Source organism: Pseudomonas sp. MS01C9 (genome assembly GCF_058202755.1).
In genome coordinates, this window is the sequence record NZ_CM177073.1 from 1383938 (window position 1) to 1397586 (window position 13649).

The following is a 13649-nucleotide window of genomic DNA, read 5'->3' on the forward strand; positions in this document are numbered from 1 at the left end:
CAGTCGGGGCGTTTTTTCGAGGATGCGGCCTCGGGTAAAGCGATTAGCGGATACCGTCCTGGCGCAGCGCGTTCGGGGTGAAGTCGGCGGTGCTGGCGGTGAAGCCGAAGTCGTAGGCCGATTTCTCCTCGTTCTTCATGCCCAGGGCCAGGTAGCGCCCGGATTGCAGGTCATAGAGGGTTTCCAGGGCGTACCACGGCACCTGCTTGTCGTAGTAGTTCTCGGCATGGGCCTCGGCGACGCGCCAGAGCTGGCCACGACCATCGTAATGATCGATCACCGCGGCTTGCCAGGTGTCTTCATCGATGAAGAAGTCACGCTTGGCGTAGATATGGCGCTGGCCTTCCTTCAGGGTCGCGGTCACATGCCAGACACGACGCAGCTCGTAGCGCGCCAGGTCCTGGTTGACGTGGCCGGCCTTGAGGATGTCGGCGTACTTGAGTTGCGGCGAGTCGATCTTGTAGCTGTTGGCGGCGATGTACAGCTCTTTCTTGCCTACCAGTTTCCAGTCGTAGCGATCCGGCGCACCGTTGTACATGTCCAGGTTGTCGGAGGTACGCAGGCCGTCGGCGGCGGTCCCCGGGCCGTCATAGGACACTTGTGGCGCACGGCGCACACGGCGCTGGCCGGCGTTGTAGACCCAGGCCGAGCGAGGTTCCTTCACCTGGTCGAGGGTTTCGTGCACCAGCAGCACACCACCGGCCAGGCGCGCCGGCGCGGTCACTTGCTGCTTGAAGTAGAACAGGATGTTGCCGGGGTTGGCTGGATCGAAGTCCTTCATCTTGTCGCGGAACACGAACTGGTCGCGGAAGTACACCAGGCTGTAGGAGCCGTTGGGCTGCGGGGTGGCCTGGGTCACCAGGCGGGTCACGCTGCCGCCGCGATAACGGGTGATGTGGTTCCAGATCACTTCGACGCCGCTCTGGGGAATCGGGAACGGGATGGCCGTCTCGAAGTTCTCCAGGCCGTTGCCACCGGATACCAGCTTGGTGTTGACCGCATTCTTCTTGATGGAGGCGAACACCTCATCCGGAACGGTGGCACCGCGATGGGATGGGTAGACCGGCATCTTGAAGCTTTCCGGGTAGCGCTTGAACATCGCGTACTGGCCCGGCGCGAGCTTGTCCTTGTACTGGTCGACGTTCTGCGCGGTGATGGTGAACAACGGTTTTTCACTGGCGAACGGATCGGACAGGAAACCCTTGCTGTCCACGGAACCGGCGTTCTTGGCCATGGGTTTCCAGGCTGGGATCGAACCGTCGGCATTGCCGGCCATCTCGGCGCCCATCGGCGTCAGGCTCTTGCCCAGCTTGTCGGCTTCGGCGGCAGGCACCGCCGCCATGACGCTGGCGGCCAGCAGGGAAAGCCCCAACGCACCGACCTGCAACAGACTCTTTGTTATTTTCATAGTGCTCATCCTGAAATACGGTGCTTAGAAGGTCACGCCGACGCTGAGCGCCAGGAAATCGCGATCGTCAACGGTGCTGAAGTCGCCACCAAAGAAGTTGGTGTAGGCCAGGCTCGCGTTGTAGGTGTTCTGGTATTCGGCATCCAGACCGAGGCTGACGGCCTTGCGGCCTTCCTCGAAGTTGCCGCCAGGGCCTGGCGAGTAGCCTTTGACGTCATGGGACCAGGCCACGTTGGGCTTGAGGTTCACGCCAGCGAAGACGTCCGGGTATTCCCAGATGGCGCGAGCGCGGTAGCCCCAGGAGGTGGAGGTGGTGAAGCCGTCGTTGTTGCAGTTGCTGTTCACGTTGGCGGCGGTCTGGCCACCACCCGCGGCGGTCGAGGCGTTGAGCGTGCTGCAGAAGCCGTTGGGCAACTGGCCTGGACCGAACACCGGATCACGACCGTAACGAGCATCGGATTTGCTTTCCAGGCCACCGACGTGAGTGACACCGACTTCACCAACCAGGGTCAGGCGGCTGGCGCCCATGACCTGATCGAGGAAGTGGGTGAAGGTGGTCTGGAACTGGGTGATTTCCTTACGGCGATAGCCATGCAGGTCCTGGCCCGGAGTGCCTTGGAGCACCGAGGCATTGCCGAGCCCGGGCAATGGGGTGACACCGGCAAACAGGATATCGGTGGTGCTCAATTGCACCGGGGCATTCGGACGGTAGCTCAGTTCACCGCTCCACGCCGTACCGGTGGGCAGCGTCGTGGAGAAGCTCAGGCCATACAAACGGATGTCTTCAGGATATTCGACGAAATAATTCGAGTTACCCGCCACGATCAAAGGCGCCAGCGGACCAAAAAACGGAGCGCTGTTATAGACCGACTGCGGCGCACCGGTAGCACTGAAGATCGGCGCACGACTGTGGTAGTTCATGAAGTAGGCGCCAAACTCGGTGTCCAGCGGCTCGAACATGTACTTCAGGGACGCGCCCCATTGGCCGCTGTCGCGGGCATCGCGGTCCGGACCGCGACGCACCAGCACGCCTTCTTCGTTGATATCGACGCCTTGGCCTTCCAGTATCGGGAGGACGACACCCGGAAGCGGAATGCTTGAGCGTTTGTTCAATACCCGCAGGTTGTCATTGCAACCATCGGCAATCACATCGGGCTGGGAGAAGAACGTACCGCAGTTATCCACCACGGTCTGGTCCCATTCAATCTGGTAGAAGGCCTCGGCCGACAGGTTATCGGTCAGGCTCTGGGACACGTAGAACATGTTGACCGGGATCAGGCCTTCCTTGATCTCGGCACCGGGACGACGGAACGCGGACACGTCGATCGGGTTGATGGAGTTGATGCCGCCCTGGATGAAGGTACTCTCACCCCAGCTGACCACCTGCTTGCCCAGGCGCACCGAGCCCGGTTGATCGGCAATGGCGTAGTTGTGATAGACGAACGCATCGAGGATCTGCCCGCCGGAAGATTTGGCGCCTTCCTTGCGATTGCTGTCGCTGATGTCCTTGTACAGGCGGTTTTCGTCCTTCAGCTCGAAGTCGTACCAGTACTTGCCGCGTACGAACACGCCGGTATCGCCATACTTGAGTTCCAGGTCGTGGATGCCCTTGAAGATCTTCGAGAAGGTTTCGCCACGCTTGAAGTTCAGGTGTCCGTCATCGGAGGTCTGCGACAACCCCTTGCCGCCGTTGTTGACACCAATCAGGTCGCTGTTGGGCTTGGCCGTGGACCAGCTTGCGCCCACCGACAGGGACGAGTCGAACTGGCCTTCGATTTCACCGATATTGAAGCTGACGCCAAATGCCGGCCCGGCGAGCGAAGAGGCGAGACTGACCGCCAGAGGCAATTTTGCCCGGCGCCAGAACGTGGTTGCTGTGGTCATCGACGCTACTCCATGTGCTTATTGTTATGGCAGTGAACGTTCCAGGAACACTTCGACGGCCTGGGCGCGGCAACGCCCGATACCCCGCGGAAGTCGCATCGCTCTTTCGTGCGTGCGCCCCGTTCCTGAAAAATCCGTGAGCGGACTATAGCCAGCAGGTAGTACGGCTTGATCCCTCTAAAGTGTGATTTGCAGCCCTCGACCACTCTGGAACAGTCCTTTCGCCAGGCCGACAGATATCGGCACCGCAAGGATGGCTGATTTTTCCGGTTTGACAAGGCAAGCGCTTGCTTGGTGGGGCTGCCGTGCCCTTTCGGGCACGGCAGGAACGCTTCAAAGCGTGGAAAGGAAGGTGCTGTTGTTGCTTTGCCATTCGACGATATCGACGCGGATGCGCTTCTTGTCGAGCTTGCCGACACTGGTCTTGGGAATTTCCGTAACAAGGGCAATCTGGCTCGGAATCGCCCACTTGCTCAGGTGCCCCTGCTCGACGAACGGCTTGAGGTGATCCTTGAGCTCCCGAGCCCCGATCTGGTGCCCTTCGTGAATCACCAGCAAGGCAAACGGACGCTCGCCCCACTGTGGATCCGGAATACCCACCACTGCTACTTCACGTACCGCCACGTGACGGCTGATGAGGTCTTCCAGGTCCAGGGAGGAGATCCATTCGCCGCCAGTCTTGATCACGTCCTTGATACGGTCGCGGATGTCGATGAAGCCCATGCCGTCCAGCGTGGCGACGTCACCGGTGTGCAGCCAGCCACCGGCCCAGAGCTCGGCGCCTTTCTGCGGCTCGTTGAAATAACCCTCGGTGAGCCAGGGCGCCCGCAGTACCAGCTCCCCCTGGGTCTCGCCGTCGGCAGGCAGGAAGCGGCCCTCGGCATCGACGATCGCCGCCTCCACCAGGGGCCCCGGTACGCCGGCCTTGATCCGGTAGGTGATGCGCTCGTCTTCGCTGCCGGCCATCAATTCGTCGTTCAGGTGGGCACAGGACACCAGGGGGCCGGTTTCCGACATACCGTAGGCGGCGGTGAGCTGGATGCCCTTGGCCTTGGCGGCTTCATACAGGCTACGGTTCAGGGCACTGCCGCCGATGACGATTTTCCAGCCGCCGAAATCGGCGTCCTGGGCGCTCTTGGCGTTGAGGACCATTTGCAGGATGGTGGGCACGCAGTGGGAGAACGTGACCTTCTCATTGCGCCACAGCTGGACCAGGAATTCCGGATCGTACCGGCCGGGATAGACCTGCTTGAGGCCGAGCATGGTCGCCACGTACGGCAGGCCCCAGGCATGTACATGGAACATCGGCGTGATGGGCATGTACACGTCATTGGAGCCCAGCAGCCGCACACTGTCGATGGCCCCCATGATGGTCGCCTCGCCCAGGGTATGCAGCACCAACTGCCGGTGAGTGAAGTACACCCCCTTGGGGTTGCCCGTGGTGCCGGTGGTGTAGAAGGTGGTGGCGACCGAGTTCTCGTCGAAGTCCTGGAAGTCGTAGACGGGGCTCGCCGCGGCCAGCAGTTGCTCGTATTCACCCACCAGGTTCGGCAGGTCGGCGGTCTTTTCCGGCAAGTCGGTCAGCAGCAGCGTCTTTTCCACCGTGGTCAGGTGGCCGGCAATGGCCTGGTACAACCCGACGAACTCGCTGTTGACCAGCACGAAACGGTCCTCGGCATGGTTCATGGTGTAGAGGATCTGCTCCGGCGACAGGCGCACGTTGATCGTATGGATCACCGCGCCGATCATCGGTATCGCGAACATGCATTCCAGATACCGATGGCTGTCCCAGTCCATCACTGCGACGGTATCGCCCGCCTTGACCCCGGCTTCGGTCAGCACATTGGCCAGCCGCGCGACCCGTTCGACCAGTGTCGGATAGTTGTAGCGCAACTGGTCACGGTAGACGATCTCGCGGGTTTTCTCGTAACGGGCCCCGGACATCAACAGCCGCCTGATCAGCAGCGGGTATTGATAAGCGCCTTCGGCAGGAGGAATAACGCGAGTCTGCAACATAAGAATCCCTTTTTCTGACTGCATAGTCGTGGCTGGAGGTGAGCACTCTAGAGCGCTTATACACGGATCAAATCAGCCAAAGGAATGATTTATTCAGCAGGCAAATACTAGCCTTGAGCCAGTATTTGCACGCGTTCACGCAGCCTGGACGGATACGCTCGCAGATCAATGCGTCTCGGTGAACGCCAGCTTCACGCCGATGGCCACGAGCACCGCGCCCATGGTGCGGTCGAACCAGTGGCCCATGCGGGCGAAACCGGCGCGCACCCGCTGCTGGCTGAACAACATGGCGACCATGCAGAACCACAAGGCCGTGGCGACCGCCAGGTATACGCCGTAACCGGCCTGTACCGCCAACGGTGTATGCGGGTTGATGACCACGGTGAACAGCGACAGGAAGAACAGCGTCGCCTTGGGATTCAGGCCGTTGGTGATGAAGCCCGAGGTGAACGCGCCACGGGCACTACGCTCACCCACCTCCTTGTGCAGGTGGTCTTCGGCAGCACCGGCTGGCTTGGCCCGCAGCGCCTTGAAGCCGATGTACAGCAGGTAGGCGGCAGCGGCCCACTTCAACGCGTTGAAGAGCACGATCGATTGCGACACGATCAGGCCGATACCCAACAGCGAGTAGCCCACGTGCAGGAAAATCGCCGTGCCGACGCCCAGCGCCGTCCAGGTTCCCGCGCGCCGGCCGTGGGTCACGCTTTCGCGCACCACCACGGCGAAATCCGGCCCGGGGCTGGCGACCGCCAACAGGTGGATCAGGGCGACAGTGAGGAACTCGGTGAGGTACATGGGGGCTCCTCGTGGGTAGGCCTTGTTGAGTGGATGCCGTGCGGCGCCAGGGCCGCAACTCATCTGATAGGCTCGCCACATTACGCCTTCGGCTTCTGACACAAAAGGTACAGTTGATGACGAACACCGTCCGCGCCGTTTTTCTCGACCATTCTTCCCTGGACCTGGGTGACCTGGACCTGGCCCCGTTGCGCAACTGCTTCGGCGAACTGCAACTGTTCGCCCGGACCCTGCCCGGCCAGGTGACAGAACGACTCCAGGACGCCACGGTGGCGATCACCAACAAGGTCGTGATCGACGCAGCGGCCATGGCCGCAAACGCCAGCCTCAAGCTGATCCTGATCAGCGCCACCGGTACCAACAATGTCGACCTGCAGGCGGCTCGTCGCCACGGCATCACCGTCTGCAACTGCCAGGGGTACGGCACGCCGTCGGTGGCCCAGCACACGATCATGCTGTTGCTGAACCTGGCGACGCGCCTGGCCGATTATCAAAAAGCAGTGGGTGAAGGTCGTTGGCAACAGGCCGCGCAGTTCTGCCTGCTGGACTATCCCATCGTCGAACTGCAAGGCAAGACCCTGGGTTTGCTCGGCCACGGCGAGCTGGGTAGCGCCGTCGGCCGGCTGGCCGAGGCATTTGGCATGCGCGTGCTGCTGGGGCAGGTCCCTGGTCGCCCTGCCCGCCCCGATCGCCTGCCGCTGGATCAGTTGCTGCCGCAAGTCGATGCCCTGACCCTGCACTGTCCGCTCAACGAGCACACCCGCCACTTCATCGGCCCGCGGGAACTGGCGCGGCTCAAGCCCGGGGCCTTTGTCCTCAACACCGCCCGAGGCGGTCTGATCGACGAACAGGCCTTGGCCGATGCCCTGCGCAGCGGCCACCTGGGCGGCGCCGCCACCGATGTGCTGAGCGTGGAACCACCGACCCAGGGCAACCCACTGCTGGCCGCCGATATTCCCCGCCTGATCGTCACGCCCCACAACGCCTGGGGCAGCCGCGAGGCGCGGCAGCGGATCGTCGGTCAACTGACTGAAAACGCCCAGGGCTTTTTCAGCGGTGCAGCACGACGAGTCGTCAGTTGATAAACTGCCGCACTTTTTTTCAAGGAGCAGACCATGGATCCGCGCAGTGAAGTACTGCTTCGTCAGGCCGAGTTATTCCAAGGGTCGGTCTTGCTGGCCGGGCTGCCCGCCGACGACCTGCTCGGCCGCCTGCCCGGGGCCCATGGCTGGTGCTGGCACGCAGGGGACCAGGCCGCACTGGACGCGCGTTTCCCTGAGCGCAGCCACTTCGGCGTGAACGTTCCCGAGCGCGCATTCGACACTGCGGTGGTGTTCCTGCCCAAGGCCAAGGACCTCACCGATTACCTGCTCAACGCCGTGGCGGCGCGCCTGGCCGGTCGGGAGGTCTATCTGGTGGGCGAAAAACGCGCCGGCATCGAAAGCGCATCCAAGCAACTCAACCCATTCGGCAAGCCGCGCAAGCTCGACAGCGCACGGCATTGCCAGTTGTGGCAGGTCACCGTCGCCAATGCGCCCGAGGCCAAGCCCCTGGAAAGCCTGGCCCAGACCTACGAGCTGCCCCTGGCCGAAGGCCCTCTGAAGATCGTCAGCCTGCCGGGGGTGTTCAGCCACGGTCGGCTGGATCGCGGCAGTGCGCTGTTGCTCGAGCACCTGGATAAACTGCCCAGCGGCCACCTGCTGGATTTCGGCTGCGGTGCCGGCGTGCTGGGAGCGGCCGTCAAGCGACGTTACCCACACAACAGCGTCACCCTGCTGGACGTGGACGCTTTCGCCACCGCCAGCAGCCGCCTGACCCTGGCTGCCAACGGGCTGGAGGCCGAAGTACTGACCGCAGACGGTATCGACGCAGCGCCCATGGGCCTGAATGCCATCCTCAGCAATCCGCCCTTCCATGTCGGTGTGCACACCGATTACCAGGCCACGGAGAACTTGCTGAGAAAAGCTGCCAAACACCTGAAAAATGGCGGCGAACTTCGGTTGGTGGCGAACAGTTTCCTCAAGTACCAGCCGTTGATCGAAGAACACCTGGGGGTTTGCACGATCAAGGCCGAGGGTCAGGGGTTCCGCATCTACCGGGCCAAGCGCGGCTGAATTTTTTCACGAAACAGCACTTGCCCTATCGGATTTGCCTAGGCAGAATCCGCTCCGTCCTAGGGGAGTAGTCTCCCGCGAGCGCCCTGCTCGCCCGGCATACGTCAACATACTTGGTCAGCAGACCATGGCGTATGCGGCCCAAGCGTCCACGCAGATGGTCGCTGGGTTTGACAAGACCTATGACACGCACACCTTACCCGGGGCGGGAAGGCTGTACGTGTCATAGCCGTGTCGACCCGCCCCTTTAGGAATCCCCCTGATGCTGGACTCTTTCCTGGTACCGACCGCAATCGTTGCGCTGGCCGAAATCGGCGACAAGACACAATTGCTCGCGCTTATCCTGGCGGCTCGCTTTCGCAAACCCTGGCCGATCATCGCCGGCATCGTCGCCGCGACACTCGCCAACCACGCCGCCGCCGGTGCGGTGGGCGCCTGGGTCAGCAGCATTTTCTCGGATGGAGTCCTGCACTGGATCCTGGCGGCGAGCTTTGCGGCCACGGCTCTCTGGACCCTGGTCCCGGACAAGCTGGACGATGAAGAGGCCAATACCGCCCGCAGGTTCGGGCCGTTCCTGACCACACTGATCGCCTTTTTCCTGGCAGAGATCGGCGACAAGACGCAGATCGCCACGGTGATGCTCGCCGCGCAATACCCGGAGCTCTGGCTGGTGATCATCGGCACGACCGTGGGTATGTTGATCGCTAACGTGCCAGTGGTGCTGGCGGGTAATTTCGCCGCCGAGAAATTGCCCCTCGCCCTTATCCGCCGCCTGGCCGCCTCGGCGTTTTTCATCCTGGCGATCGTCGCGGTGTACAAGGCGATGCAGAGCAGTGGGTGGGTTTGATACCGCGTCATCGTTCATCGCGAGCAAGCTCGCTCCCACAGGGGCTGAAGATCATTGTGGGAACGCGCTTGCTCGCGACGAGGCCAGCCGCCTCACCGCATGACGATGCTTATTTCCTGGCCTGCTGATACAGCGGCATGACCTTGGGAATCGCCGCCTGCAACGAAGCGATCCGGCTGCTCGACGAAGGGTGGGTGCTCATGAATTCCGGTGGAGCACCTTCCGAAGCCTTGCTCATCTTGTTCCACAGGGTGATCGCGGCGTTCGGATCGTAGCCGGCGCGAGCGGCCAGTTCTAGACCGATCAGGTCGGCTTCGTTTTCGTTGCCACGGCTGTTGGGCAAGGTCATGCCATAGTTCGCCACGGTGTCGGCCAATGCCAGGCTGTCCTGGCCCAGGCCGAACAACGCACCGGCGCCCTGCTTGGCCATCTCGATCCCATAAGCCTTGGACATCGCTTCGCGCCCATGCTCGCGCAGGGCATGGGCGATTTCATGGCCCATGATCGCGGCGATTTCAGCGTCGGTCAGCTTCAACTGGTCGATCAGCCCGGTGTAGAACATGATCTTGCCGCCGGGGCCGCAGTTGGCGTTGAGCTCGTCGCTCTTGATGAGGTTCACTTCCCAGTTCCATTGCGCCGCATCCGGGCGGAACACCGGGGCCTGGGCAATCAGCCGGTCGGCAATGACCTGGACGCGCTTGGCATCGGCGCTGGTCTTGTCCAGCACGCCCTTGGCGCTCGCCTCGCCCATGGTCTTCTGATAGGACTGGGCGTACATCTGGTTGACCTCGGCGCTGGACAGCATGCTGAACATGTACTGCTTGCGCTCTACGCCCACGGCTCCGCCGCTGGTGGTGTTGACCGACTGGCAACCGGCAAGCAACAGGCCCGCGCTCAGTGCACTTACCATCAATGTCTTGTTCATAACGAAGCTCCCTGAAAACGTGGGCGTATCCTATGCGCGGTTTTGTATCTGCGCCAGATACACAGCGAGGGATTACAGCTAATTCGGACGGATCTCATCGAAGTCCATTTGCGACACCCACGATTCCAAAACAGTCACCCGACGAACAGCCACTCATGCAGGGCCACGCAAACGCCGATACAGCGTCCAGGCGTCATTTACACGTCCGGAGTCTTTATGAAGTTCAGATCTATCCAGTTTTCCGTGGCCGCCCTGGCGGGCGCCATCGTCCTCAGCGTGGTCGGTGCCCTGGTGCTGTACGCGCTGTTCGCCGGTGCGCGCACCCAGGAGATGGTGCAAGAGCGAACCAAGGCGCAATTCAAGCAACAGATCGAGCAACGCCTCAGCGCCCTGGCCCGCACCCAGGCCAGCCTGATCCAGCGGGAACTGGAGGCGCCGCTGTCCCTCGCCAAGGGCCTGGCCACAACCAACGCCCTCATGGGCATGGCCGGCACGGATGGCAGCCCGCAATTGAAAGTGCCACGCGAGCAGTTGATCAACCTGCTGCGTGAAACCGTGGTGCGCAACCCGAAAGTCCTTGGCGCCTACATCGCCTGGGAGCCCAACGCCATCGACCACGACGACGCCAGTTACGTGAACAGCCAGGTCCTGGGCATGGAAACCAACGGGCGCTTCCTGCCCTGGTGGTTCCGCAACCAGGACGGCACCCTGGGCCTGGAAAAACTTGCCGACGTGGCCGACCAGAAAATGCTCTCCACCGGCATTCGCGCCAGCGAATATTACCTGTGCTCCCAGGACAGCAAGAAAGCCTGCGTGATCGACCCGGCGCCGTACCGCGTCGGCGACACCATGACCATGCTCGCCTCGTTCATCGAACCGATCATGATCAACGGCGCATTCCAGGGCATCGCCGGGGCGGACCTGTCGGTGAACTTCATCCAGGACATGCTCGTGGCCGCCGACGCCAAGCTGTACGACGGAGCCGGGGAAATGGCCTTGCTGTCCACCAACAACCGCCTGGTGGCCTTTACCAAGGACCCGAGCAAACTGGGGGAAAAAGGCAGTGACCTGCTGGACGCCAACGAACTGGATAACCTGACCCGCCTCAGCATCGGCGAAGTGCGCTACGACATCGATCAAGCACACGGGCATATCGAGGTGTACATGCCATTCGGCATCGGCGAAACCAACGCCCGCTGGACGCTGATGCTGCAACTGCCGCTGAACGCGGTAATGGCCGATCTGCAAGCCTTGCAGAATGACCTGGACGATCAGCGCCAGTCCGACATCCTCGGCATGACCGTGGTGGGCCTGGTGATCGCCGGTATTGGCCTGCTGGTGATCTGGCTGGTGGGCCATGGCATCGCCCGGCCACTCAAGCAGATGGTGGCCATGCTCGATGACATCGCCCAGGGTGAAGGCGACCTGACTCGGCGCCTGGTCAGCGACCGCGCCGATGAGCTGGGGGCTATCGCCAAGGGGTTCAACACGTTCCTGAGCAAATTGCAGGGGATGATCAGCCAGGTGGTGATATCCGTGCAGAGCGTCAGCGACTCGTCGGAGCACACCGCCGATATCGCCATACGCACCAACCAGGGCGTGCACAAGCAGATGGCGGAGATCGATCAGGTCGCCACCGCCGTGCACGAAATGACCGCCACTGCCCAGGATGTGGCGCGCAACGCGACCCAGGCGGCCCAGGCTGCCAGTCATGCCGATCAGGCCGCCAGCCAGGGCATGCGGATCGTGCAGGACACCTCCACGTCCATCGGCGCCCTGGCCCAGGAAATCGGCAGGGCGGTAGGCGTCGTGCAAAACCTGGCCAAGGACAGCGAGAACATCAACGCGATTCTCACTGCCATCCGCGGGATCGCCGAGCAGACCAACCTGCTGGCCCTCAACGCAGCCATCGAAGCCGCCCGGGCCGGTGAACAGGGTCGTGGTTTTGCGGTGGTGGCCGATGAAGTGCGCAACCTGGCGCAGAAGACCCAGCAAGCCACGGAAGAAATCCAGTCGATGATCCAGCAACTGCAACAGGGCACCCGGGATGTGGTGCGGGTGATGGAAGACAGCCAGCACCGTACCGATGAAAGTGTCCAGCATGCCGCAAAGGCCGCCCTGGCCCTGGAAACCATCACCCAGGCCGTGTCGGTGATCAATGACATGAACACCCAGATCGCCAGCGCAGCCGAGGAACAGAGTGCCGTGGCCGATGACATCAACCGCAACGTCATCAACATCGGGCAAGTGGCGAACGAAGTGGCGGGCGGCGCGGACGAGTCCAGCGCGGCCAGTGCCGGCCTGACCAAACTGGCAGAGCAGCAGCGGCGCTTGATCAATCAGTTCAGGGTCTGACCCCGGGGCCTCATCGCAAGCAGGCTCGCGATGAGGCCCGCATGGGCACCGCGACACTCACGCCGGAGTCAGGCACTCCGGCCCGTTGAGTTTCGGATCGTTGACCAGGTTGGCCAGCACCCGCTCGCGCAATGGCGCCGGCTCGCTCGCCAGCAACCCTTGCAAGGCATGCAACGGCGTCTGGGGATCGAGCCACAGCCGCTGCCCTTCTTCATCCAGGATCAACGGCCGGCGCTGGCCCGCCGCCGGCAGGGTGATGACCGCCGTGCTCAACCACACCTGCTCCTGCACCGGATAGGCTTCCCAGATCGCGGCAAAAAACAGTGACGAACCCTCCCCCGGCGTCAGCCAGTAGGGTCGCTTGCGCGTGCCGCCACGCCATTCGTAGAAGCCGTTGGCCGGCAACAGGCAGCGACGCAGGCGCAGGGCTTCGCGGAACATCGGTTGCTCGGCCACGGTTTCGGCCCGGGCATGGGCCGGTGTACGCGACAGGTCCGTCAGCCACGCCGGGGTCAGCCCCCAGCGAGCCCGGGCCAGTTCGCGCTGGCCTTCGGCGCCGGCCCGCAGCATCAGCACCGAATCGTTGGGCGAAATATTCCATTGGGCCTTCTGGTCGGCGGGAAAGCCAGGCAGGGCCGCGAAAGCGGGATTCCAGCGAAACAGGGCATAACGTCCACACATGGGGCAACAGGACTCTCGATTGAACGGCCGTCAGCCTAACAGACCAGGGTACCGGGATAGCTGTCCGGTTCATCGCCGGGCAACGGCAGCGCGACATTGTACGCGGCGATCAGCTCGCGGGCGTACTGGGCCTGTTCATCCTCCACCGCCAGCCCCAGCAGCCCCTGCATCGGCAACTCGCCGGCACCGCCCACGAGGTCGCGGCCCACCAGGTGCGCCGTGATGCCTTCACTGGCGAGCATGCCTTGCAGCAGCTCGCCTTCCATCAGGTTTTCCAGTTCGTAGATTCGCTGCATGGACGCCCCCGTCATTCGTTCTCGCTGTGAACCTCGAGCAACCATTCATGGCCATCGGTTTGCAGGATGAAATAGATCGGGCGGCAACACACCGGACAGTCCTCGATATAGGTCTGGTCGCCACCGGACAGGTCCAGAACCGCTTCAGCCGGTTCACCGCAATAAGGACATTCGTAGCGCTCGGTTTCCAGCATCGCGGTCTCCCAGGTGACTTGTGCGTATAATCGCCGGTCTATTTGCAGGGCTATTTTCGTCTGGCTTATCTTCCAGGCCGTGCCCTGTCGGTTTTTTGATCGAACCCTTAACTTACCCTAGCCGTTTCCAACAA

General features: G+C 62.3%; 12 protein-coding genes, 1 pseudogene and 1 riboswitch. Of the genes and pseudogenes, 5 read left to right on the forward strand and 8 right to left on the reverse strand.

Going from position 1 to position 13649, the window contains the following annotated elements; translation table 11 throughout:
• Window positions 1-43: 43 nt before the first annotated feature.
• The 4 genes from AC1M7R_RS06345 to AC1M7R_RS06360 form a co-directional block, all read right to left on the reverse strand.
• Window positions 44-1408, reverse strand: coding sequence for a DUF1329 domain-containing protein (locus AC1M7R_RS06345; protein ID WP_072396899.1), 1365 nt, complete (start codon window positions 1406-1408; stop codon window positions 44-46).
• A gap of 24 nt (window positions 1409-1432) precedes the next feature.
• The gene (locus AC1M7R_RS06350) at window positions 1433-3292 is read right to left on the reverse strand and encodes a DUF1302 domain-containing protein (RefSeq protein WP_490610308.1); all 1860 of its coding nucleotides are present in this window, start codon (window positions 3290-3292) and stop codon (window positions 1433-1435) included.
• Between the two features lie 333 nt (window positions 3293-3625).
• Window positions 3626-5308: a fatty acid--CoA ligase gene (locus tag AC1M7R_RS06355; protein WP_072396894.1), complete on the reverse strand. Its 1683-nt coding sequence runs from the start codon at window positions 5306-5308 to the stop codon at window positions 3626-3628.
• A 165-nt stretch (window positions 5309-5473) separates the two neighbouring features.
• The gene (locus AC1M7R_RS06360; protein WP_072396892.1) at window positions 5474-6103 is read right to left on the reverse strand and encodes a LysE family translocator; all 630 of its coding nucleotides are present in this window, start codon (window positions 6101-6103) and stop codon (window positions 5474-5476) included.
• A 116-nt stretch (window positions 6104-6219) separates the two neighbouring features.
• Here AC1M7R_RS06360 and AC1M7R_RS06365 point away from each other — a divergent pair, with 116 nt between their 5' ends.
• The 3 genes from AC1M7R_RS06365 to AC1M7R_RS06375 all read left to right on the forward strand — a co-directional run bounded on the left by AC1M7R_RS06365 (window position 6220) and on the right by AC1M7R_RS06375 (window position 9064).
• A complete protein-coding gene (locus tag AC1M7R_RS06365) occupies window positions 6220-7185 on the forward strand; it encodes a 2-hydroxyacid dehydrogenase (protein ID WP_490610309.1) in 966 nt (321 codons plus the stop codon).
• Window positions 7186-7218: 33 nt separating this feature from the next.
• Window positions 7219-8217, forward strand: coding sequence for a methyltransferase (locus AC1M7R_RS06370; RefSeq protein WP_072396888.1), 999 nt, complete (start codon window positions 7219-7221; stop codon window positions 8215-8217).
• A gap of 49 nt (window positions 8218-8266) precedes the next feature.
• Window positions 8267-8389: riboswitch (yybP-ykoY riboswitch) on the forward strand.
• Window positions 8390-8479: 90 nt separating this feature from the next.
• Entirely contained in the window at window positions 8480-9064 is a 585-nt protein-coding gene (locus tag AC1M7R_RS06375) for a TMEM165/GDT1 family protein (protein ID WP_072396885.1), read from the forward strand.
• A 109-nt stretch (window positions 9065-9173) separates the two neighbouring features.
• Here AC1M7R_RS06375 and AC1M7R_RS06380 read toward each other — a convergent pair whose 3' ends face one another.
• The gene (locus tag AC1M7R_RS06380; RefSeq protein ID WP_053146507.1) at window positions 9174-9989 is read right to left on the reverse strand and encodes a M48 family metallopeptidase; all 816 of its coding nucleotides are present in this window, start codon (window positions 9987-9989) and stop codon (window positions 9174-9176) included.
• Between the two features lie 1392 nt (window positions 9990-11381).
• Between AC1M7R_RS06380 and AC1M7R_RS06385 the strand changes: the two are divergent.
• A pseudogene (locus AC1M7R_RS06385) lies at window positions 11382-11438 on the forward strand (hypothetical protein); the annotation flags it as partial.
• Between the two features lie 201 nt (window positions 11439-11639).
• Window positions 11640-12344, forward strand: coding sequence for a methyl-accepting chemotaxis protein (locus tag AC1M7R_RS06390; protein WP_490610478.1), 705 nt, complete (start codon window positions 11640-11642; stop codon window positions 12342-12344).
• A gap of 57 nt (window positions 12345-12401) precedes the next feature.
• Here the strand turns inward: AC1M7R_RS06390 and AC1M7R_RS06395 are convergent, their stop codons facing one another.
• From AC1M7R_RS06395 to AC1M7R_RS06405, 3 genes are read right to left on the reverse strand one after another with little or no spacing between them, the layout of a single operon-like run.
• Window positions 12402-13025 carry an SOS response-associated peptidase gene (locus tag AC1M7R_RS06395; RefSeq protein WP_072396881.1) on the reverse strand — a complete coding sequence of 208 codons (624 nt, stop codon included), beginning with the start codon at window positions 13023-13025 and terminating at the stop codon, window positions 12402-12404.
• Between the two features lie 35 nt (window positions 13026-13060).
• Window positions 13061-13321: a putative signal transducing protein gene (locus tag AC1M7R_RS06400; RefSeq protein WP_072396879.1), complete on the reverse strand. Its 261-nt coding sequence runs from the start codon at window positions 13319-13321 to the stop codon at window positions 13061-13063.
• 11 nt (window positions 13322-13332) lie between these two features.
• Window positions 13333-13515, reverse strand: a complete 183-nt coding sequence (locus AC1M7R_RS06405; protein WP_053146513.1) for a CPXCG motif-containing cysteine-rich protein — start codon at window positions 13513-13515, stop codon at window positions 13333-13335.
• Window positions 13516-13649 lie beyond the last annotated feature (134 nt).

Coding starts and splice junctions, on each gene's coding strand:
- AC1M7R_RS06345 (WP_072396899.1), bottom strand. CDS start 1,408: ATGAAAATAACAAAGAGTCTGTTGCAGGTCGGTGCGTTGGGGCTTTCC.
- AC1M7R_RS06350 (WP_490610308.1), bottom strand. CDS start 3,292: ATGACCACAGCAACCACGTTCTGGCGCCGGGCAAAATTGCCTCTGGCG.
- AC1M7R_RS06355 (WP_072396894.1), bottom strand. CDS start 5,308: ATGTTGCAGACTCGCGTTATTCCTCCTGCCGAAGGCGCTTATCAATAC.
- AC1M7R_RS06360 (WP_072396892.1), bottom strand. CDS start 6,103: ATGTACCTCACCGAGTTCCTCACTGTCGCCCTGATCCACCTGTTGGCG.
- AC1M7R_RS06365 (WP_490610309.1), top strand. CDS start 6,220: ATGACGAACACCGTCCGCGCCGTTTTTCTCGACCATTCTTCCCTGGAC.
- AC1M7R_RS06370 (WP_072396888.1), top strand. CDS start 7,219: ATGGATCCGCGCAGTGAAGTACTGCTTCGTCAGGCCGAGTTATTCCAA.
- AC1M7R_RS06375 (WP_072396885.1), top strand. CDS start 8,480: ATGCTGGACTCTTTCCTGGTACCGACCGCAATCGTTGCGCTGGCCGAA.
- AC1M7R_RS06380 (WP_053146507.1), bottom strand. CDS start 9,989: ATGAACAAGACATTGATGGTAAGTGCACTGAGCGCGGGCCTGTTGCTT.
- AC1M7R_RS06390 (WP_490610478.1), top strand. CDS start 11,640: ATGACCGCCACTGCCCAGGATGTGGCGCGCAACGCGACCCAGGCGGCC.
- AC1M7R_RS06395 (WP_072396881.1), bottom strand. CDS start 13,025: ATGTGTGGACGTTATGCCCTGTTTCGCTGGAATCCCGCTTTCGCGGCC.
- AC1M7R_RS06400 (WP_072396879.1), bottom strand. CDS start 13,321: ATGCAGCGAATCTACGAACTGGAAAACCTGATGGAAGGCGAGCTGCTG.
- AC1M7R_RS06405 (WP_053146513.1), bottom strand. CDS start 13,515: ATGCTGGAAACCGAGCGCTACGAATGTCCTTATTGCGGTGAACCGGCT.